Here is a 20,363-nt window from a genome sequence, read left to right as displayed (position 1 = left end):
CACTGTCAGGAGTGCGGTCACCAGGCGCACGCGGACACGGTGGGCGCTCTCAACGTTCTACGGGCCGGGCTGGCCCGTCGCGAAGCCCAACCGGCATAGCGAGAAGCCACCCCGTTTACGGGGTGGAGGAGTCACCACAGCACCTTCGCAGTGATGTGGCAGTCCGGCGAGTAGAGGACGGGCATGGCCACGGCCGCGCCCTTGGTCCAGATCTGCACCGGGTCGTCCTTGCCGCCACGGGTGATGATCAGGCCGGGCGCGTCCTCGCGGGTGATCTGCGGGTTGCCGCCCCGCGACAGCACCAGCGACTCCGCCGTGGTCCCGTGGAGGGTCTGCCCCCACTTCGACCGGTCCGGCGGCAGCATCACCCACCGGTCGTCGGGGAGGCACTTCGTGGACACGCCGTCCACGCGGACCTGCGCCCGGTACAGGGTGATCGGCGGCAGCCCGTAGTTGTCGCGGACCACGTTGATCTGCTGCGGCGTCAGCGACGCGGTCGGCGTCGTCGACGGGTTCACCGACCCGTAGTAGGCGGCCCGGTAGGCGTTGTTGCCTGCCAGGTAGGAGTACACGCGCCGCGAGGTGACGACCATCTCGGGCATGGGCGCGCTGATCGAGTCCAGGTAGGAGGTCCAGCCCAGCTCGTCGGCGATGGCGTCCGCGGTCGGGTCGGACCACAGCTTCGGCGCGGTCGGCATGTTCGCCGCAGGGACACCGAAGTCGACGTCGAGGGCGAGCCCGTTCTCCGCCGCGAGGGAGAACTTGCCGTCGGTGAGGACATCGCCGGCGGCCAGCTCCAGACGGGAGTTGATGGCCTCGACGTGCCGTTCCACGTCGTCGTACAGCAGCTGCTCCAGGCGGGACGCGTCCTGCCCGCGGGCGGCCTCCTGCAGGAGCAGCTCGACCTCGCCGACCATGAGCTTCTGACCGAGGGCGGGCAGCATGCCCTGCGTGGACGTCTGCCACGCCTGCCGGTCCGCGAACGGCACCGAGGCGTCGAAGCTGCGGTACTTCGCGGCGTTGACGTAGCGGCCGGTGTTCTTGATCCGCCACATGACGTCCTGGATCGACACCTTGGCGAACACGGTCTGCGTGAGCAGGAAGTCGGCCGGGGTGGGGATGTAGCGGGCGAACGTGGTCAGGTCCGCCGTGGTGACGTCCTTGATGAGGTCCTGAACAGTCATCGTCGGGGCTCCCTTACACGAACCGGATCTGGCAGGTGGCGGACGGGGCGACCGCGGCGACGGCGATCGGCAGCTTCGCCGTCCTCACCGAGCCGTGCCACAGCAGCGCGGCCGGGACCTTCGTCTGCGTCGGCGCGAACAGCACCTCCGCGAACACGAACCCGGCCAGCGTCTGCCGGCCGTCGGCGGCACCCGTGTTGTAGAGGCCGTACAGGCCAGAGGCGGTGATCTTGCCGACGGGGATGCCGGACAGGAACCGCGAGTAGGGGATGTCGGTGTCGGTCGACGGCACGTAGTGAGTGCCGGACACGAACGTGGACATGTCGAGGGTGATCGAGTCGACGTCGCTGGTGCCGTGAAGGCTGGCGAGCCAGGACCGGTCGGCTGTCAGGTTCCTCGTGGTGGTGACCGGCTGAACGGTCATGAGTCCTCCCGTGGACGATCAGACGAGCGGGGGCGGTTCGTCCGCTCACCAGCCGGTGGCGTCGTCCACGGAAGGGGGGCGTGGTCCCCGCAGGTCCGGCCTTAACCCGCCGGTGGGAAGTCAGCTGCCGGTCACGAAGCCGCGCTGGCGGGCCATGTCCGCGCCGTGCCGGCCAGGCTTGGGCATGTTGGCGCCGCGCGGCGGCGGCCCGCCCGCGGGGGAGCCTCCAGGCGCAGCGGGCGGCACCGGGACGGTGGTGGCCGCGAACAGCTCGGGCCTGCGCGCCTTGAGGGCGGTAGCAGCCTCGGCGATGGCGTCCTCGTCGGCGTCGTCCTCGACGGCCAACAGCCGTTCGGCGTCCTTCAGGTCGTCGCCGGTCGCACCGAGCGCCACCAGCGCGGCACGCCGTACCGCAGCGCGCTCACGGGCGATGGCCTGCGCCTCACGGGTGGCAGCCGCAGCGGTGGCCTCGGCGGCGGCCTGCTCGCGGCGCTCGATCTCGGAGAGCTGCGCGGCCTGCGCGTCACGCTGCTGCTGCACGAACGTCGTCAGGTCGTCGGTCTTGGTGAACCCCAGCTGCTCGACGAGCTTGCGGATCGCAGCGCGCTCGCCCTGCTGCTTCTCGCGGGCCAACAGCCGGTTCAGCGCCTCCTGGTCCGGCACCTGCGCCGACGGCCCGGCCGGGTCGGTGTTCGGGGCGGGCGGCAGCTGCTGGTTGGACGGGTCGGTGGGGTCAGCGCCCAGAATCGGGTAGATGGGGCGGCCGTCACGCCGGTAGCCGACGGGCGTACGAGGGTGGGGCAGCAGCCTGTCCATGCGGATCCAGTCCTTGAGCAGCAGCGCCCCCGCGCCGTTGATCAGTGTAGCCACAGCCCTGGGCACAGCAACGGGCCTTCCGGCGGCGCTCAGCAGCACTACAGACGACACCAGCTACGACCGTTGTGAACAGGCTGCCCCAACTCACCTTCGAATGTTCGTCCCTGCGTGAGCACCGTTGGATTGCAGGTGCACGCGCTCGTCGACCAACTCGGCCAGTCCGGTCCGCTGAGCAAACAGCGCCGGTGCAAGGAGACCGACGCACGGCACGAGGTTCGGCTCGTCGAAACTCACCGGAACCCGGCCCAGATCATGAGCAGCTCGCACTCGTCAGATGCCCTCTCGACGCGGAACGACTCGGCCTCAGTAACCGAGATCATCCCAAGTCAGAGGGCATCTGTCTGTTCAAGCACAACACTCGTCACCGCAACGAAACGGTGGATCCGGGCTTACTGGACGTCGATGTAGTCGCCCGCGACAGCGGTCGAGGCGGTCGTCGCCGAACCCGCGTAGCTGAAGCGGTAGTAACCGTCGGTGGAGGCGGTGACGGTGGTCTTCAGGGCCCCAGTGCTGCTGGACTTGACGGTCTTGACCGTCGTGTAGGCGGTGGAGCCCTTCTTGCGGAACTGCAGCTGCACCGACTGGGAGCCGTAGCCGATGTTCTTCTGGGTCTCCCAGTTCGCCCGGGTCAGAGAGCCGGTGACCGTGATCGTCCTGCCCTTCTTCACCGGCTCCGGCGAGGCGTTGGCGGTCAGCTGGGCGGCGCGCAGCACCTTGAAGGTCTTGGCGGGGTCCGTGAACCGGTAGTCACCATCGGCGCCGAGCGCGTAGGCCCACATCTTCCAGGTGCCCGCCTGCGAGTTCTTGATCACGTCGAAGGGCCGGTCCGAGTTGCTCTTCAGCGCGAAGGTGCAGGTGTAGGTGGTGACGGAGTGTTCGCCGCAACTGGGGAGCGTCACACCCCAGTCGTTGTGGGTGACGTCCGTGCCGTGGTAGAGGATCCCGCCGGCGTCACTGATGCCGCTCGGGTCGGAGGCGGTCAGCTTGACGGTCACGGACGCCTTGCCCGAAGAACCGACCACGATGGACTTGCCGCCGTTGACGATCACGTTGGATATCTGGGTGTCGCCTTGCACATCGTCGGCCGGGCCGACCGGACCGGCCTGAGCGGCCGGCACAGCGAGAGCGGACAGGGCCAGGGCACCGGTAACGGCCGCCGCGGCATAGCGAATACGCGTGTGCATGGAATACCCCCACATCGAAGCGATCCCGCCGATTCTCCCCCCGGCGGGCGACTGCGTCATGGATGACTATGCATGAACTCCCTTGCTCCACACACGGCTCCTCCCTGCCCGCCGTCGACCCGTTGCCCGCCCATTACCAGACGTCAACAAAGTCACCGGCCAAACCGGCAGCAGCCGGGCCCCGTTCCGAAACCCGGCTGCTGCCTGGTGCGTGAAGCGCACCCATGGGGGCCGGGCCTGTCAAGGGGCGTAGACAGGGAAGACGCCCACATGTTTCAGCCCTCCAGCGGGGCAAGATACGGCCTCGCAGGCTTCCGGCGGGCCTTCCGGAGAACGGGTGTGATCGGCCTGTCTAAGACCGCGTCCTACGTGGGGAGGCGGTCTAAGGGCGTGTACTGGTGCCTTCGTCGCACCCTTGCGGCAGATTGTCTTGTGCATGACCATGGCGGCCATGTCGAACTCCAGCCATTCAAGCCGCAGGACCTTCCTCACTGCTTCCGCGGCTGCGGCCGCCGCCACCGGTGCGGCCGTCGTCGCCGGTATCCCCGCGGCCGCCGCCACGGACGACCAGCTAGCCGGCGCGCCGGCCACCGCCCAGCGCCCGTCCCGTGAACTGCGCGCGCTACTGCGCGAGATCGACCCGGCCCGCATCGAGGCGACCGTACGCGCCCTGGCCGCCTTCGGTACCCGGCACACCCTCTCCAGCCAGGACGACCCCAACCGGGGCATCGGCGCCGCCCGGGACTGGATCCACGCCGAGATGCAGGGATACGCGGCCGCCTCGAATGGCCGGATGACGGTGGAACTCCAGTCGTACGTGCAGGCGCCGGCCTCGCGCATCCCCACCGCCACCCGCATCACCAATGTGCTGGCCACCCTGCGCGGCTCGGTCTCCCCTGACCGCGTCTATGTGGTGTCTGGGCACTACGACTCACGCTGCACCGATGTCATGGACGCCACCAGCGACGCGCCAGGGGCCGACGACGACGCGTCCGGCGTGGCCGTCGTCATGGAGCTGGCCCGGCTGATGGCCACCCGCCGGACCGAGGCGACTATCGTGTTCGCCGCCGTGGCCGGCGAGGAGCAGGGACTGTACGGGGCAGCGCACATGGCCGGGGAGTTCAAGGCGGCGGGCGCGAACGTTCAGGCGATGTTCACCAACGACATCGTGGGCAGCGGCACCGCCGACGACGGCACCCGCGACCCGTACACCCTGCGGCTCTTCGCGGAAGGCGTGCCCACCGCCGAGACCGCCGACCAGGCGAACACCCGCCGCTCTGTCGGCGGGGAGAACGACTCGCCGCCTCGCCAGCTCGGCCGCTTCGTCCGGGACGTGGCCGACAACGACGCCACCGGAATGCGTATCCGGGTGATCTACCGCCGGGACCGCTATCTGCGCGGCGGCGACCACATCCCCTTCCTCCAGCAGGGCTACCCGGCGGCGCGCTTCACCGAGCCGCATGAGGACTACGCCCACCAGCACCAGGACGTCCGGGTGGCGGACGGCAAGCAGTACGGAGACCTGCCGGAGTTCTGCGACTTCGACTACATCGCCCGGGTCGCGCGGGTGAACGGCGCCACTTTGTGGACCCTCGCCCAGGCCCCCGGGGCACCGACCCAGGTCCGAATTCTGACCGCCGCGCTCACCAACGCCACGCAGCTCGCCTGGACGCGTGGCAGCGAGCCCGACCTCGCGGGCTACGAGGTGGTGTGGCGTGAGACCACGGCGCCGGAGTGGACGCACGTCGTCCCGGTCGGTGATGTCACGTCGTACACCCTGGACATCTCCAAGGACAACGTCTTCTTCGGGGTTCGCGCTGTCGACCGCGACGGCCATCGCAGTCCGGTGGCCTTCCCGGTCCCGGCGTCGTCCTGACCGCGTCCGGAGTCCGTCTGGTTTGAGAGTGCACCAGAAACGCCGCAAGGGCGTGCAGATCTTTAACTCGTAGCTTTCCGCTGGGCGATTCGTTGGTCGGCATGAGCGGGTTGGAAAGGCAACGGGCCGTGCTGGCAGCCAAGTTCGGGGCGACGTTCCTCGCTTCCAACCCCACCCAAACCAAGGTCAAAAAGACGACTTAAAGATCTGCACGCTCTAAGTAGGGTCGGGGACTGGCGCGGTGGCTGATGCTCCGTTTCCAGTCCCCGCCGCTTCAAACCGGACATGCGTTGGGTAGGCCGCCAGCGAGGTGCCTGCTGAGCAGGTCCTTTTCCGACGGCCCCCCACCGAACCGGGCATGCTCGCTTTCCGAGCCTTTCACCGAAGCGCAACACGCACATCGCGCGTTCGCGCCGTTGTGGGCTTGCCAGGAGGACGTGAGGTATATGGCAAGTGGGAGCGCCTCTCGCTGGGCGGGCGTCGATTGGCATGCTCAGGGGAGTGCCGTGAGCGTCCTCGATCCCCGTACTTCCAGATGTCATTTGACGACGTGGCAGGTGGCTAGCGCGGGCGTGCCCTGGCCTCGCCGATGATGCCGGTCTGGCCGGGCGGCTACAGCGGTGTGGGCGGCAGCGACTGCGCCGAAGGCGGGCTGGCCGGCGTCCCGTCCGCAGCGGGCGGCTGCACGAGCGGCACGGTGGGTGTCGGGTCGGCTTCGGGCAGGCCCAGGTATTCGCGCACCGCCGTGTTGTCGCCGGTCGCATCCGCGAGGCGGGCGGCCTGGTCGAAGGCCCGCTTCTGGATGCGTTCGATCTCCTCGGCGACGTCCTCGATCGGATACCCGGCTTCCTGCAGCATCCGTACGGCGGTCTCCAGGGAGAACACGCCTGCCGCGTAGCCCTCGGTGGCGTCGTTGAGGATGGTGGCGCGGTCGGTGGGGGTGTGTGCGCCCCACATGAGGCGTGCGGGCTGTGACTCGCCGGCGGGCCACACCTGCCCGGCCTGGTGCAGGCGCTGCACCATGCGCAGCAGCAGCTGGTACTTGTGGGTGCGGGCCAGGCGCATCGCACCGACGAGGGAGTCGAGTGGGCCGAGGGCGACCTGCAGCGAGTACCCATTCGGCAGCTTGGACGGGTCGAGGCTGCCGAGCCCGGCTGCGGTCAGGCGGGTGTTGGAGGCGAGCCGGTCCAGCAGGTGGTCGATGCGCTGGCGCAGTTCGGCGAGCTGCGCGGAGGTGTCCAGGGTGTCCATGCGCCCGGAGTCCGACAGCTGCCACACCGTCCCGGCCTCGACCCGCACCGGCAGGGGCTGCCCGGTGGTGCGGTCGATGGGCAGCCGCGCCCCGGCGAGCGCCACGATCGGTGTGCCGGTCGTCGCCGACGCGGAGGCGCTGTCGGTGTCGGTGGCGGCCAGCTCGTCCAGCAGCTGCAGCACCGTCGCCAGCGTGGACTTGCCCCAGTGTTCGCCGACGTCGGGGATGGTGTTCGGGATGTGCACCACCGGGATGAAGTCGTGCATCAGGTCGAGGCGGTCCAGGACCTGGCCGTCGGAGCGCACCCGGTAGGCGGCCTTGTCCGGGGGCAGGGAGAACACGTCGTGGGCGCGGCCCAGATCCTCCAGCAGCCATTCGGCGTCGGTCAGGTAGCACGTCGTCGACGACGGCACGCCTGGCGCCCACGGGTAGCTGCGGGTCACGGTGCCGGTCAGCGGGTCGAGAGTGTCGCCGACCGTCAGCACCGGGTCGCCGTCCGCGTCGGCCACCTGCTCGCGCACCGCACGCCCGTCGTCGGTGCCAGGCGCGGTCGCGGGACCGATCGGGCCGAGTTCGTAGGTGATGCGCCGCACACGCGCTTTCAGGCCGCGCACCGGGTCGGCGGCCAGCTCCCACGCGAAGTGCACGCGCCGCGGGTACTCCTGGGCGTCCTGCTCGCCCTCGTCCCACTCGGGGAAGTAGAACCCGGGGTCGTAGGTGCGCAGCAGCGCCCGCTGCTTGGACGGCTCCCACGCCAGGGTGTACACGCTGTCGCCGCAGCGCACCGCGCACCGTTCGGCCTGCTGGATCCGCAGCGGCAGCAGCTCCTTGTCCGCCCACGCGCGCAGCTTCTCCTGCAGGTCGGCGGCGGCACGGTCTTCGGCGGTCGGCTTGTCCTGGCCGGCGTGGTCGGCGCCGGGCACCACGATGGTCTGCTCCGCGCCCAGCAGGTAGCCGAGGGTGGTGTCGATGAGCTTCGACGGGTCGCCCAATTCGCGGCGCTCCACACCGTGGTGGTCGCCGGTGACGGCGGCGAGCTGCCCGGCCTGGTTGGAGTCATAGGCGGCGAGGAACTTGTAGGCAGCCAGGCGGCGCAGCTCCTCGCCGGGCACCCACGAGTTGTTCAGCTCGGGGAACGCGTGGTGACCCGGCCGATTCGGATCGGCCATGGCCTGCTTGTAGTTGAGCCATGACCAGGCGTCGATCAGCAGTTCACGCAGGTGCCTCACGGGTGCCCCTCCAGGCGTGCAAGGCCCCGCGCCCGCGCCGACCAGAATACGCGGGACAGTACTCAGGTTGAACTCGCGGAGCCCGTCGCCCGTGACGGTTCTTGATCATTGCGGTACGACATCGTCCTGCGCATACCCCATGACGACGCCGGGCGGACCCCGCGCGGTTGGGAGGTGGCTGTCATGGCGGCGAGCCGAGGCGGCAAGGAGCTGGCGCGTCGGAAGGCGGCGTTGGAGCGGGCCGCGTCTCGGATGGCGGAGGAGTGGCGGGAGGCGGAGGAGGCCGAGGCGCAGCGGCGGCGTGCGGATGCGGAGTTCGATGAGTTGGTGGCGGATTTCGAGTTGGCGCGGGAGGACGAGGCGGCGGTGGTGGTCGCGGAGGTGGAGCAGGGGGTCCGGCAGGTGAAAGAGCGGGGGCAGGCGCGAATCGATGGGGCGAGGCGGGTGGTGGTGGCGATGTACGGGATGACATTCAGCTCCCTGACCAGCGAAGTCATTGCTGTGTGAGCGGTACTTGACTGAACCTTCGCAGCGCGGTGACGGGCGCGAACTCAGCTCGCGTATGCCCACAGGACGAGTCCGTTCGTGCGACGGACGGGACGGCAGTGGGCGGGGTAGCTCGCGTTCTGCGGCGGGTCATTTTTGTCTGGTGGGCACTCCTCCGCTCGGGCAGACATCGATGGTCCGAATCCGGTATTTGCCACACAGGGGACAGAAGGGAGAAGGGGCCCCTGGCCGGCGGTGACGCCGGCCAGGGGCCCCTTAACGCGATCAGCCTATGTCAGCCGTCGTTCTCCGACGACGGGATGTAGGCGCCCGGTACGTCGTTCGGCGCGTACATCTTGCTCTCGCCGGGGTACGGCTTGGTCCAGTTGTGCGTCTCGTACCACGTGAAGTGGTTCATCTGCGCGGGGTTCGCGTAGTCCGGCACAGCGTGGGGACCGGTCAGCCGCTGCTTCGACTTCCACGCGTTCCACTGCGCCGCGAGCGCCTGCTCGTTAGCCGGCACCTTCGCCGACGTCGGTGGGGGGGCCGCACTCGCGTCCTGCGGCGCCGGGGTGACCAGGCCGCAGGAGGGCGCGGTGCTCAGGCCGAGGGTCAGCGAGGTCCGCCGCCCTTTCAGCCTTGTCGTCTGCGGCTCATGTCATGCCGCCGCGACCGGCCGGGTGATGGACGGACTGCGCCGCGCGGTCCGGGACTGCCCGCACGGGGTCATGATCTCCACCGGGTGCCTGGAGAAGGTGCTGCACTGTCGGCGCGGCCGAGGGCTGCATGCCGCCGTGCAGCCGTGCGGGGTCGACCGCAGGCCCACTGGGGCCTTCGTTCGTCTCGGCCCACTGGTGACCGAGGCCGACGTCGAGACGGTCGGGTCGTGGCTGCGGGCCGGAATGCCCGACGACGGCACGCTGCCCGATGGCTCCGCGCGGCCCCGGCGCCGCGGCAGGTCGCCCCCCTCAACTGACGGGCTACCCCTGGGCGTGCCGGCACGGTGGCCGAGATGTGCGTCAGTCGAGGTCGCGCACGCCGAGGCGCAGGTGCTGGAGATTCCCGTGGGTGGCCGTCTGCCCGAACACGACCACGGAGCCTCCGAGATCGTGCTGATCCCGCTCTCCGGCTCGGTTGAACGCGCTGCGGTGGTGATCAGCACATTCTGCTCCCTGGCTCCGCCGCGCACATAGCCACTGGAGATCGGGGCACCCTCGCCAACCTCGGTCCGGTACCCGTATCGCTGATGGTCGTGGCCTCACCTCCCGAGTTTGCTGCGCAGATGGCCACCTGGCCCGCCGCCTGAGGCTGGTCCGCCCGCCGTTTCACCAGCAGTGCCGGTCGTCCATGGCCTGCTGCACCGGCGGGCACGCCCGAACAGCTTGGCTGTTCAGGCGTCGAGCGAGGGCTTCGCAGGAGAGAGATAGCAGAATGAACACGACGTCAGCCGCCTGGCATTGCCACGGCAGCCTGCCGGCTTTCAGGTGTCATGCCCGCGTCGACTCACTGGCCGGGCGGCTGCCATTCGATCATCAGAATCGTGGCGTCGTCGCTGAGTTCGTTGTGCCGATGCCCGAGGATCGCGTGGATGAGCAGGCGGAGCACCTCCGGGGCGTTCTGCCCGGCGGCGGTCGACCGGATGATGTAGTCGGTGAAACGCTCCAGGCCGAATTGCTCACCGCCTTCGTCGCGCGACTCCACTACGCCGTCGGTGTAGAGCAGTATCCGGTCACCGGGTTCGAGGCTGGCTTCGTGTACCTGCCGGGGGCCGCCGGCCAGGCTGGCTGGCAGACCCAGCGGAGGCTCGGAAGCCTGCTCCAGGGCTTTGTCGAGCAGGCGCTGGCCGCGGATGAGCAACGGCGCCGGGTGACCGCAGTTGGACCAGTGCAGCACGCCGGTCGGCATGTGCAGCTGGGTGAAGATGCCGGTGCAGAACTGGTCCGGAAGCCACTTCGCCAGGGCCTGGTCGACTGCGTCAACGAGTTCGGCCAGGTCCGCGCCCGTGCGACGGGCGTTGCGGCAGCCCGCCATGGCCACGGAGGTGGCAAGGCCGGACGCCAGGTCGTGGCCCATGGCATCGAGGATCGTGGCGTGCAGAAAGTCCTCGGTGAACGAATGGTCGAAGGCGTCGCCGCCCAGCTCGTACGCAGGTTCCAGGACCGCGGTCGACACCACCCGGCCGGTGCCGATCGAGCGCGGGGGGAGAAAGGCCCTCAGCATCTCCGTGTGCAGTTGCATCGGCCGGGTCCGCATGCGCTGCGCGAAGGTGTCGCTGTAGGTGCGCTTGGAAGTGATGATCATGGCCAGGAGCGACGCCATCGTCCGGCAGCGCCAGAGTTTGATCCCGTCCAGTGTCTCCATGCGGAGTTCCAGGACTCCCAGCCGCTCCGCTCCGTCGACCAGAGGCAGCCATATGGTCAGCCCGCCGGACGTGTCTTCCTCCACCCTCAGGGAGTTTGTCCGGTAGGCCCATCCGGCCAGGGAAGCGTCGACCTCCAGGTCCGGCTCGCCCTCGACCAGCGGCAGCAGCAGCCTCTGCTGGAGATCGGCCAGGTAGGTGACGGCACGGCCCATACCCATGGCCTCGGCGTATCGCTCCAGGACCGTCGGCAGTTCCGCAGGTGACGCCTGCTGGGCGGTCCTGACCAACTCCTCCAGCAGCCGTTCACCATCTCCGGCCGACACGCTCGCGCCTGCCATACGATCACCCCTGCCGCGCCGAGTCAGCACCGGCAAAACGCCCGCACCTTGGAGGCAACCCGCACCTTGAGGTAGTCGGCCAGCTGCCTGATCACCTGGGTGGGGCGGCCGAGCCTGCGACGACGCGGGCCGCGCCGGGGCGCAGCAAATGCCGGCGCACGGCCTGCGCCGTGGTGCCGTCCAGTCCTTCACCAGTCTGCTCCAGCCGGCGCCCCATCGCGCCCCGAGCACGGGCGCGTACGCACGTACGACGTCACCACCCGGCTCCGCAACGGCGGCAGCACGCTCGGTGTGCTGCCCGGAGGTGATTCCCCGGCGGCGTTCACCACCTCGCCGTCCCTGCCTTTCGATGTCCCACGCGTCGGCGGGGGCTGGCAGTACGTGATCGTTCTCCCTGGCGGCGCGCCGTGCCTCGTGGCCGGCGACGTCATGGGCGACGACATCGGTACCGCTATCGCCATGCACCAGCTCAGCAGCATGCTGCGCGCGGTCGCCCCCGACCAGCCCGGACCTCCGAGCGAGATCGTCCGCAAGCTCGACCTGGCACTGCAAAGCCTGGACGGTGACACGATGGCCACCCTGATCGTGGCCACGCTCGAGCAGCACTCGGCGACGTTGTGGCGACTGCGCTTGACCGGCGCCGGCCACCCTCCGCCGCTGCTGGTCAGCGCCACCGGCGGGGTCTGCTACCTCGCCCACGGGGAAGACCACGGAACCATGCTCGGCGTCGATCCCAGCCTGCACCGGCCCGACCACGAGTACGACCTGGCACCCGGCAGCACCCTGCTCTTCTACACCGACGGCCTCATCGAGCGCCCCCACCACACCCTCGACGAGGGCATGAGTCTCCTGGCCCGCCGTGCCGGGGCGCTGGCCCGGCCGGCCCCTGGCCCCGATGTGCGACGAACTCGTCGATCCGCAGGGACGCACCTTCCACGACGACGTCGCCCTCCTGGACGTGCGGTCCCCGCCCCGGAAACCGGGTGAAGGTCAGCCCGCTCAACGACTGTTGCTGAAACCCAGTCGTTGCTGGTCAGCGGCCCATCCAGATGGCGTGGCCGCCGTCATTGCAGCGGTTCCACTACCAGGCGGGCGTGCCGGGCAGCGGCCTCCCGCGTCGGCCGGTGAAGCCGCCTTCTCCGGCGAGGCTGGTCCCATGGATCGCGGAGGCGGGACGAAATACTCAACCTATTTGATATGCGGCAAAAGGTTATGCGCAACAAGGTGTTCGTCGGCCTCCGGCCGTCAGCCGAAGGCCGGCATCTCGCGCACCACGTCGGCGGGCTTCTTGTCGAAGCGGAGGCCGAGGAAGCGGGGGTGCCGCAGCATGCCGTCCCGGGTCCACTCGGTGAAACCGATCTGGGCGACCAGCTCCGGACGCACCCAGCGCGCGCCGCGTTCCCGTATCTCGGGCCCCGCCTCGAACGGGGAACGCGACTGCCGCAGTGCCTCCAGGCGCCGGCGCAGGTCGAGGAGAGTGGCCCGGTCGAAGCCGGTACCGACCTTGCCTGCGTAGCGAAGGCGCCCGCCGTCGTAATAGCCCAGCAGCAGCGCGCCGAAGCCGGCCCGGCTGCCGCTAGGCTCGGTGAAGCCGCCGATGACGAACTCCTGCCCGGCGACGCACTTGAGCTTGAGCCAGTCGGACGACCGTCTGGCGACGTAGACCGAGTCGGCGCGCTTGGCGATCAGCCCCTCCCAGCCCCGGGCGCACGCCTGGTCCAGCAGATCCTGCCCGCCGTGGTTGCGGTGCGGCGTGAAGCGCAGCGGTCCGCGGAAGTCGATGGCGCCGCGCAGCAGCGTCTTCCGGGTGCGCAGCGGCAGCCGGGTGGTGTCGCAGCCGTCCAGCCGGAGCAGGTCGAACAGGAAGTAGACGACCGGGACCCCGCTGGCCAGGGCCGCGCGCGGGTCGGTGAGCTGCATCCGTCGTTGCAGGAGGGAGAAGTCGGTGCGGCCGTCACGGAGTGCGACGATCTCGCCGTCCACGGTGAAGTCGGAGCACTCCTGCTCCGCCAGGGCGGCCGCGACCTCGGGGTAGGTGGCATTGAGGGGCAGGCCATTGCGGGAGAGGAGCTGAACGCGGTCATGGCTGCGCAGCCCGAGGGCACGTTCGCCGTCCAGTTTGCGTTCGAAGAGCCAGCCGCCGCCGAAGGTCCGCCGGTCGCTGAGCACGGCCAGCATCGGCCGGTCCACGGCGTGCCCGTCCGGCGGCGGGCAGCGCAGGCTCTCTCGTTGTTCCACGGGCAGCCGGTCCAGCAGTCCGGCCCGCATGGCCGCCTCCTCCCGGGTCCGGATGCCCGCCTTGGAGAGTCAGCGCTCGGGCTCGTCTTCCGCTGCCTGGATCGTCCTGGTCCAGCTGGCGCCGCACCGGCAGCGGGACTGCTCGATCAGATCGCCGTCCTCGGACACGGCCAGGCCGTGGTTGAGGCGGACGTGAACATGCTGGCTCATGGCCGACCGGCTTCCGCTTGATGGTTTCGGACAGGAGCTACTGACGGTCCTGCCCGTCCATCATGCAATGGCTCCGGCCCGACGGGGACGTGACCGTCGACACATACTAGGCCGCTGCCTTTCCCCGCCCTGCCGAAGGCCGACGGGTCAGCCTTGGCCCTGTTCGCCCTTGCCGCCCTGGATCTCAACGTGGCGGGGCTTGGCGGCCTGTGCCTTGGGGACGGTCAGGTACAGCACACCCCCGTCCAGGTTCGCGCTGACGTTCTCGGCGTCCACCTCGTTGGGCAGCACCGCGCGGAACTCGAACCGGCCGACCTGCCGGGTGCTGCGACGGAGCAGACCCTCGCGCTCGCGCACCTTGATGTCACCGCTGACGGTCAGCTCCCGGTCGGCGACCTCGACGTTGACGTCGTCCGCCTTGACCCCCGGCAGCTCCACCTCGATCTGGTACGCGTCGTCCGTCTCGTAGATGTCGGCCAGCGGCGTCCACTGAGCCACACCCGTCGCAGCGGCGCCTCCGCCGACCGTGGACTCCATCAGCTGTCCCATCCGCTGGAACAGGTCGTCGAACTCGGCCAGCGGGTCCCTCGTCCAGCCCGGGAACCGCCGTTCGGCCAGCCCTCCGGAACGCTGTCGTCGTGCGGGCTGCGTCATACGACTCACCTCCGCGATATGACTGCGGGACAAATCAGTTATCGATCCCACTACCCCTCCTGGCCTCATGCACACCGGCCTCACACATTCACGCCGCGGGACTCTCAGGTCCACGGCGAAGCCAATTTCCCGGTAGCGGTAGGGGCTCTCGACTTTCGACGTTTTCGTTGATCGTCGTGGGGGTCGCTCAGGCGGGTGATGTGGCGTCATCAGGGCACGTGGGGGTGCGACAGCAGAGAAGCATCGGCGGTGCTTGCGTCTCCTACGGGGAGGGACCCGCCGATGCTTCCGGATCCGACCGTACCGGCTTCGCTGCTCGCCGTGCTGGAATCGAACAGTGCCGCCTTGACACTGTCCTCCAGCTCCCGCGCAATCCATCGGGAAGGTGCTCGTGAAGCCGCACGACACGCTCGAAGCCTGCGGGCCGGTGGTTCCTCAGCCTGGCACGGGCGTCTCCCGACGTGACGCCGAACTTCAGCAGCTCGACTACATCGTCGACAACCGTGTAGAACACGTCCCATGTCCGGCCTCGGCACACCCGGCAAATGCCCTGACCAGAGAGCACGTTGTTCGGCTGCACCCGCACTTCATGCCCTTCCGAGCAGCGCACGAGGACGCTGGTCGTGGCGTCGACGTACGAACCGAGAACCTCCCCGCGCCGATTCATCACAGCTTCACGGAACCGTGGTTCGGAAATGCCCTGGGGTGTTCCCCTTGCACGTCGAACAGATCCCGACTCCCTTCAACACATGCTTCGGGATGACGCGATTCTCGTGACCTTCGGGCAACGCACCAGCACCGGCGGGTGCGTGTTGACGTAGTCGCCGAGGATCGTTCCGCCCGGCTCGGTGACGCGCTGCCGGTACTGCGGCCGGAGAGCCCGCGAATCCTGCCGGAGCTGGTGGCGCAGAATCCGCCGCCCGTGCTGATGTAGCTGGGCCAGGGACCGCACAGGGCAGCCCTACCAACTGCCGCTGGCACCGCTCGCACAACAGTTCCAGCGGGGCATCAGCCGGGTCCGCCCAGCACTATCTTCCACACTCGGGTCGCCACTTGGAGGTTGAGCCGGTCCTCGACGTTCGCGAGGTCGTTGCCGCTGATGTCGCGGATGCGCTGGAGCCGATAGCGCAGCGTGCTGCGGTGGATCGCGAGGGATTCGGCGGTCTCGTCGTAGTTGCCGCCGCAGTCGAAGTACCGGGACAGGGTCTCCACCATGGCCGCGTGGTGCCGGGAGTCGTAGTCGATGAGCTGCCCGAGCCACTCGTGGACGAACGTCTCTAGTTCCTGGTAATCGTTGCCAGGTCCCAGGATGCGGTAGAGGCCAAGCTCGTCGAAGAACGTCGTGCCGTAGCGCTCGCGGGAGTGGCGGCGCACTTCCAGGGCGCGCTGCGCCTCCTGGTAGCGGTGGGGGATGTCGTCCAGGGAGTCGCAAGGGGCGCTCACCCCGATCGTCCCGGACCGTGTCCCGGTCTCCCGGGCGAGCGCCTCGTACAGCGCGCGGGAATGCGGCCTGTCGTCGGCGACCAGGACCACGTGGTCGGAACGTCGGGTCAGCAGCGAGCGCATGCCCACGGCAGAGGCCGCCCGGCCCACGGTCTGCGCGAAGGAATCGTCCGCGGTCCGGTTCGACCACTGCACCACGACGACGTAGTGGCTGCGGTGCAGGTCGTGTCCGACGGCCTCGGACCGGGCGTAGGCGCTCGCCTCGTCCGTCCCTGCCAGGAGGTCGTCGACCAGCTCGCGGTGCAGCCTCAGCTCCACTTCGGCCAGATTACGCAGGTGCGCCAGCTCCAGGGCGAGCGACGTGGCGGCGTGTTCCATCGCGAGCACGGTGTGCTCGTCGGCCTCGTCCCGGGCATCAACCAGGGCGAGCACGCCCAGGATCTCGCCGTGCGGGCGGATCAGGGTGATCAGCCGGTCCTTTATCCGCACCGGCCCGACCTCCCGGGCGACGGCGTGCAGCATTTCGTCCTGGCGCACGGGGTCCGGTTCCGGATAGGGCTCGGGGCGGCTGGGGCCGGTCCAGGACCTCAGCCGACCGAAGCGGTCCTCGACCAGCGCGGGGAGTCCGGTGAGCCCATGCAGTGCGCGGGTGATGGCTTCCTCGCCGCCGCCCGAGGCAGCGACGTCGGTCATGAGCGCGTGAACGGCCCGCTGGTACCCCAGCTCAGCCACGACGGAGATCAGCTGCCGCTGGAGGGCTGCGCGTTCCTCCCTGAGCCGGTGCAGCTCCAGCGCGTCCTCGCGTTGGCGGCGGTGTGCGAAGGCGACTGACAGAGCAGCAGCGGTGTGCCGGACTAGCGTGGCGAGCAGGGAGCGCTCGGCCTCGGTGGGCTGGGAGCGGGACGACACCACGAGGTAGCCGTGGAGTCCCTCAAGTCCGCGCAACCCCAGGGCCCGGCCCCAGGGACTGCCGGATACGGTCACAGGGCCGTCCTGCCCGGCCAGCTCCCGCACCCTCCGGTCCACGGCCAAGGCATGGATCCGCCCGTTCCTCGGGCTGGGGACCAGGTCGCCGTCCACCCTGAGGTATCCGGCCTCGGCGCTGTATGGCCCTGCGGCGGCTATGTGGTCCATGGCCAGGCGCAAAATCTCGCCTTCGTCCAGAGTGTCGAACAGGGCGCGGGAGAGCACCATCAGTTCGTGGAGGGCATGGTCGGCTGGGGTTGGCACGGGTGGGCGGGGCCCTCTCCGCGCGGCCATGGGGGGCCGCCCGGCGCTGCCCCACGGAAGGCTGCCCTCCCGGTCGCAGCGGCGGCGGTACAGGTTGTGCGCCCGGCTGCCGGGCATGGGATCACTCCGTTCTCCCCGAGCCTTCAGGGAGGCGAGCGGTGTTCCGAGTACCCGCTCGCGGGCCGGCTCATCCGAGATGTTCGGATTCTTCCTCTCGTACTCGTGGGGCGACCGGACCCGTGCATTTCTGACTCGCCAGGCGCAGGCGTGGAGCCACTCGGCTCGCCACCCTGGGGAGTGTTCGAAACCCTCCGTGCGCACCGGCAGGAAGGGCTGGGCGATGACCGAGCAGCATCGCAGGCCGGTTGCCTCGTACAAGACGTACGGGGAAGCCGAACGAGCCGTTGACCACCTCTCTGACCATGGGTTTCCCGTGGAGAGGGTGGCGATCATCGGCCAGGACGTGCGCCTGGTCGAGCAGGTGATCGGCCGGATGGACTACGGCAGGGCCGCGCTTCACGGAGCGGCGAGCGGTGCGCTCCCCGGTGTCCTGATCGGCTGGATCTTCGGCCTTGTGAACTGGCTCGACCCCGTCGTCTCCGCGCTGCTCCTCGCCCTGTACGGGCTGATCGTCGGCGCGCTGTTCGGCATGCTGCTGCACGCCCTGCAGGGCGGTCGCCGGGATGTCGCCTCGCTCCGCTCGATGCAGCCGAGCCGGTACGAGGTCGTCGTGGACGAGGCGGTCGCCGACGAGGCTGTACGGCTGATCGGCGCGCTGCAGACCACCGGCGGAGGTCCCACCCGTACCTGAACGAACGTGATCTGGAGAGTCGGCGCAGGCCGCCGCACCGGGAGGAGTTCCTCATGGCCAAGGCAGTGGGCATCGACCTGGGCACCACCAACTCGGTGATCGCCGTGTGGGAGGGCGGCGAGCCGTCCGTCGTGCCCAATAGCGAGGGCAACCGCACGACACCGTCCGTGGTGGCCTTCACCGACACCGGCGAGCGACTGGTGGGCCAGCTGGCCCGGCGCCAGGCGATCCTCAACCCCAAGGGCACCATCTACTCGGCCAAGCGGTTCATCGGCCGGCACTTCGACGAGATCTCCGACGAGGCCAGGGCGGTGGCGTACGACATCGTCGAGGGCGACGGCGGGGCGGCCCGCTTCAAGGTGCGCGACAAGCTGTACGCGCCTGAGGAGATCAGCGCACAGGTGCTGCGCAAACTCGCCGACGACGCCTCCAAGCAGCTCGGGGAACGGGTCACGGAGGCGGTCATCACGGTGCCCGCCTACTTCAATGACGCTCAGCGCACCGCCACCAAGGACGCCGGACGGATCGCGGGACTGGAGGTGCTGCGGATCATCAACGAGCCGACGGCGGCTGCCCTCGCGTACGGCATGGACAAAAAGCAACACGAAACCGTCCTCGTCTTCGACCTGGGCGGCGGCACCTTCGACGTGAGCATCCTCGACGTCGGCGACGGCGTGGTGGAGGTGCGCTCCACCGCCGGCGACAGCCACCTGGGCGGCGACGACTTCGACCGGCGTCTGGTGGATTACCTCGCGGACGACTTCCAGAAGGAGAACGGCATCGACCTGCGCAAGGACCCGCAGGCGCTGCAACGACTGTTCGAGGCGGCGGAGAAGGCCAAGACCGAGCTCAGTTCGGTGACGCAGACGCAGGTCAGCCTGCCGTTCATCACCGCCGACGCCTCGGGCCCCAAGCACCTCACCGACTCGATCATGCGGTCCACGTTCGAGCAGATCACCGGCGACCTGGTGGAACGCTGCCTGGGACCGGTCCAGCAGGCAATGGCCGACGCCAAGGTCGGCGAGAGCGACATCGACGAGGTCATCCTCGTAGGCGGCTCCACACGTATCCCGGCGGTCCAGGCCTTGGTCCGCCGGCTGACCGGCGGCAAGGAACCCAACATGAGCGTCAACCCCGATGAGGTCGTGGCCCTGGGCGCCGCGATCCAGGCCGGGGTGCTCAAGGGCGAGGTCAAGGACGTCCTGCTGCTCGACGTCACACCCTTGTCGCTGGGCGTAGAGACGCGCGGCGGAGTGATGACGAAGATCATCGAGCGGAACACCACCATCCCCGTGCGCCGCAGCGAGACCTTCTCCACCGCCGAGGACAACCAGCCGGCCGTCGATGTGGTGGTCCTCCAGGGCGAGCGCGAGCGGGCCGCCGACAACCGGGTGCTCGGCCGGTTCCAGCTCACCGACATCCGGCCGGCGCCGCGGGGCGAACCACAGATCGAGGTCACCTTCGACATCGACGCCAACGGCATCCTCAACGTCAGAGCCCGCGACCGGGACACCGGCAAGGAACAGGGCATCACCATCAGCGAGAGCTCCAACCTGGACCGCAGTGAGGTTGAACGCATGGTCCAGGAGGCCGAGCGCAACCGGGGCCAGGACCAGGCACTCCGCGAGGCCGTCGACGCCCGCAACGAGCTCGACGCCGTCGCGTACCAGGTCGAGAAGCGCCTCGGCGAACTGGGCGACGCAGCGCCCGCGCATGAGAAGGCTCGCGCCGAGATGCTCGTGAGCGACGCCCGGGCGGCGGTCAAGGAAGAGGCGGGCGTGGAGCGCGTGCGGCCCCTGACCTCCGAACTCCAGCAGGTGCTCGCCGGGCTGGCGGCCCATCAGGGCGCCGCCGCCACGGGCGGTCCCGGCCAGGACGCCGCCACCGGTGGTCCCACGAGTGGCGGTGGCGACGATGTCATCGACGCCGAGTTCGACAAGGACTGAGGCGCGCCATGCCCAGCCGCCCCCAGGAACCCGACCGGGCCGCGTCGGATCCGGTCGAACCGGTCCCGGAAGGCGCCGTACGCCCTCCTCGCGGGGATTTGCCGCAACCGGGCCCGCCGACCCGGCCGGAAGCGGCGAACGGCGAACCGGGACCCGACGCCGCCGGCCCCGCGCCTGCCGAGGACGAGTACACGACCGCGATCCAGGAACTGGAGGACCGCTGGCGGCGCGCGCTCGCCGACCTCGACAACCTTCGCAAGCGTCACGCCAGGGAACTGGAGCGCGAACGGGCGGTCGAGCGGTCCCGCACGGCGGCCGCCTTCCTGCCCGTCATCGACAACCTCGAACTCGCCCTGACCCACGCCGGCGCCGATCCAGGCGCGATCGTGGAGGGCATCCGGGCCGTACGCGACCAGGCGGTGAACGTCCTCGAACTGCTCGGCTACCCGCGGCATGCGGAGATCGGCGTCGCTTTTAACCCGGCCCGGCACGAGGTGGTCGGCGTCGTCCAGGACCCCGACGTCGAGCCGGGCACCGTCGTCGAGGTGCTGCGCCCCGGCTACGGGGACGGCGAGCGGCAGCTCAGGCCGGCCGCGGTGACCGTCGCGAAGCGGGAGTGA

At 69.5% G+C, this 20,363-nt stretch carries 18 protein-coding genes and 1 pseudogene; 8 read left to right on the top strand and 11 right to left on the bottom strand.

Annotation, left to right across the window (positions count from 1 at the left end; all coding sequences use genetic code 11):
* Positions 1-131: 131 nt before the first annotated feature.
* The 4 genes from ACFYXB_RS24100 to ACFYXB_RS24085 form a co-directional block, all read right to left on the bottom strand.
* On the bottom strand, positions 132-1,184 hold the full coding sequence (locus ACFYXB_RS24100) for a major capsid protein (RefSeq protein ID WP_389585697.1): 1,053 nt from the start codon (positions 1,182-1,184) through the stop codon (positions 132-134).
* A gap of 13 nt (positions 1,185-1,197) precedes the next feature.
* Positions 1,198-1,608, bottom strand: a complete 411-nt coding sequence (locus ACFYXB_RS24095) for a head decoration protein (RefSeq protein WP_389585694.1) — start codon at positions 1,606-1,608, stop codon at positions 1,198-1,200.
* Positions 1,609-1,728: 120 nt separating this feature from the next.
* A complete protein-coding gene (locus tag ACFYXB_RS24090; RefSeq protein WP_389585691.1) occupies positions 1,729-2,478 on the bottom strand; it encodes a hypothetical protein in 750 nt (249 codons plus the stop codon).
* 395 nt (positions 2,479-2,873) lie between these two features.
* The gene (locus ACFYXB_RS24085) at positions 2,874-3,668 is read right to left on the bottom strand and encodes a calcium-binding protein (RefSeq protein WP_389585689.1); all 795 of its coding nucleotides are present in this window, start codon (positions 3,666-3,668) and stop codon (positions 2,874-2,876) included.
* A gap of 436 nt (positions 3,669-4,104) precedes the next feature.
* Here ACFYXB_RS24085 and ACFYXB_RS24080 point away from each other — a divergent pair, with 436 nt between their 5' ends.
* Positions 4,105-5,544 (top strand): M20/M25/M40 family metallo-hydrolase, encoded by a 1,440-nt coding sequence (locus tag ACFYXB_RS24080; protein ID WP_389585686.1) that lies wholly within the window; start codon positions 4,105-4,107, stop codon positions 5,542-5,544.
* 612 nt (positions 5,545-6,156) lie between these two features.
* Here the strand turns inward: ACFYXB_RS24080 and ACFYXB_RS24075 are convergent.
* Positions 6,157-8,025, bottom strand: coding sequence for a hypothetical protein (locus ACFYXB_RS24075; protein ID WP_389585683.1), 1,869 nt, complete (start codon positions 8,023-8,025; stop codon positions 6,157-6,159).
* Positions 8,026-8,208: 183 nt separating this feature from the next.
* On the opposite strand from ACFYXB_RS24075, the gene ACFYXB_RS24070 reads away from it, so the two are divergent.
* Positions 8,209-8,532: a hypothetical protein gene (locus ACFYXB_RS24070; protein WP_389585682.1), complete on the top strand. Its 324-nt coding sequence runs from the start codon at positions 8,209-8,211 to the stop codon at positions 8,530-8,532.
* A gap of 274 nt (positions 8,533-8,806) precedes the next feature.
* Here ACFYXB_RS24070 and ACFYXB_RS24065 read toward each other — a convergent pair.
* Positions 8,807-9,136, bottom strand: a pseudogene (locus ACFYXB_RS24065) (phosphoesterase); the annotation flags it as partial.
* Here ACFYXB_RS24065 and ACFYXB_RS24060 point away from each other — a divergent pair.
* A complete protein-coding gene (locus ACFYXB_RS24060; protein ID WP_389585679.1) occupies positions 9,108-9,704 on the top strand; it encodes a hypothetical protein in 597 nt (198 codons plus the stop codon). The pseudogene ACFYXB_RS24065 and the gene ACFYXB_RS24060 overlap by 29 nt on opposite strands.
* Positions 9,705-10,014: 310 nt before the next feature.
* Here ACFYXB_RS24060 and ACFYXB_RS24055 read toward each other — a convergent pair whose 3' ends face one another.
* Positions 10,015-11,211, bottom strand: coding sequence for a PP2C family protein-serine/threonine phosphatase (locus ACFYXB_RS24055; RefSeq protein WP_389585677.1), 1,197 nt, complete (start codon positions 11,209-11,211; stop codon positions 10,015-10,017).
* 291 nt (positions 11,212-11,502) lie between these two features.
* Here ACFYXB_RS24055 and ACFYXB_RS24050 point away from each other — a divergent pair, with 291 nt between their 5' ends.
* Positions 11,503-12,198 (top strand): PP2C family protein-serine/threonine phosphatase, encoded by a 696-nt coding sequence (locus tag ACFYXB_RS24050; RefSeq protein ID WP_389585676.1) that lies wholly within the window; start codon positions 11,503-11,505, stop codon positions 12,196-12,198.
* Positions 12,199-12,456: 258 nt separating this feature from the next.
* Here the strand turns inward: ACFYXB_RS24050 and ligD are convergent, their stop codons facing one another.
* The 3 genes from ligD to ACFYXB_RS24035 form a co-directional block, all read right to left on the bottom strand.
* Positions 12,457-13,479: a non-homologous end-joining DNA ligase gene (ligD, locus tag ACFYXB_RS24045; protein ID WP_389585674.1), complete on the bottom strand. Its 1,023-nt coding sequence runs from the start codon at positions 13,477-13,479 to the stop codon at positions 12,457-12,459.
* Positions 13,480-13,518: 39 nt separating this feature from the next.
* On the bottom strand, positions 13,519-13,659 hold the full coding sequence (locus ACFYXB_RS24040) for a hypothetical protein (RefSeq protein WP_389585671.1): 141 nt from the start codon (positions 13,657-13,659) through the stop codon (positions 13,519-13,521).
* Positions 13,660-13,806: 147 nt separating this feature from the next.
* The gene (locus tag ACFYXB_RS24035; protein ID WP_389585669.1) at positions 13,807-14,313 is read right to left on the bottom strand and encodes an Hsp20/alpha crystallin family protein; all 507 of its coding nucleotides are present in this window, start codon (positions 14,311-14,313) and stop codon (positions 13,807-13,809) included.
* An 805-nt stretch (positions 14,314-15,118) separates the two neighbouring features.
* Between ACFYXB_RS24035 and ACFYXB_RS24030 the strand changes: the two genes are divergently transcribed.
* Positions 15,119-15,247: a hypothetical protein gene (locus ACFYXB_RS24030; RefSeq protein ID WP_389585667.1), complete on the top strand. Its 129-nt coding sequence runs from the start codon at positions 15,119-15,121 to the stop codon at positions 15,245-15,247.
* A 74-nt stretch (positions 15,248-15,321) separates the two neighbouring features.
* On the opposite strand, the gene ACFYXB_RS24025 is transcribed toward ACFYXB_RS24030, so the two are convergent.
* Positions 15,322-17,103 (bottom strand): PucR family transcriptional regulator, encoded by a 1,782-nt coding sequence (locus ACFYXB_RS24025; RefSeq protein WP_389585664.1) that lies wholly within the window; start codon positions 17,101-17,103, stop codon positions 15,322-15,324.
* A gap of 223 nt (positions 17,104-17,326) precedes the next feature.
* On the opposite strand from ACFYXB_RS24025, the gene ACFYXB_RS24020 reads away from it, so the two are divergent.
* The 3 genes from ACFYXB_RS24020 to grpE are packed head-to-tail and all read left to right on the top strand — an operon-like array spanning position 17,327 to position 20,363.
* The gene (locus ACFYXB_RS24020) at positions 17,327-17,797 is read left to right on the top strand and encodes a general stress protein (RefSeq protein WP_389585661.1); all 471 of its coding nucleotides are present in this window, start codon (positions 17,327-17,329) and stop codon (positions 17,795-17,797) included.
* 53 nt (positions 17,798-17,850) lie between these two features.
* On the top strand, positions 17,851-19,743 hold the full coding sequence (gene dnaK, locus ACFYXB_RS24015; RefSeq protein WP_389585659.1) for a molecular chaperone DnaK: 1,893 nt from the start codon (positions 17,851-17,853) through the stop codon (positions 19,741-19,743).
* Positions 19,744-19,751: 8 nt separating this feature from the next.
* Positions 19,752-20,363: a nucleotide exchange factor GrpE gene (grpE, locus tag ACFYXB_RS24010; protein ID WP_389585656.1), complete on the top strand. Its 612-nt coding sequence runs from the start codon at positions 19,752-19,754 to the stop codon at positions 20,361-20,363.

This window comes from Streptomyces sp. NPDC002619, from assembly GCF_042889305.1.
Classification (GTDB): domain Bacteria; phylum Actinomycetota; class Actinomycetes; order Streptomycetales; family Streptomycetaceae; genus Streptomyces.
The sequence above is the reverse complement of the archived record's forward strand: the minus strand, read 5'-3'. Positions and strand labels throughout refer to the sequence as shown.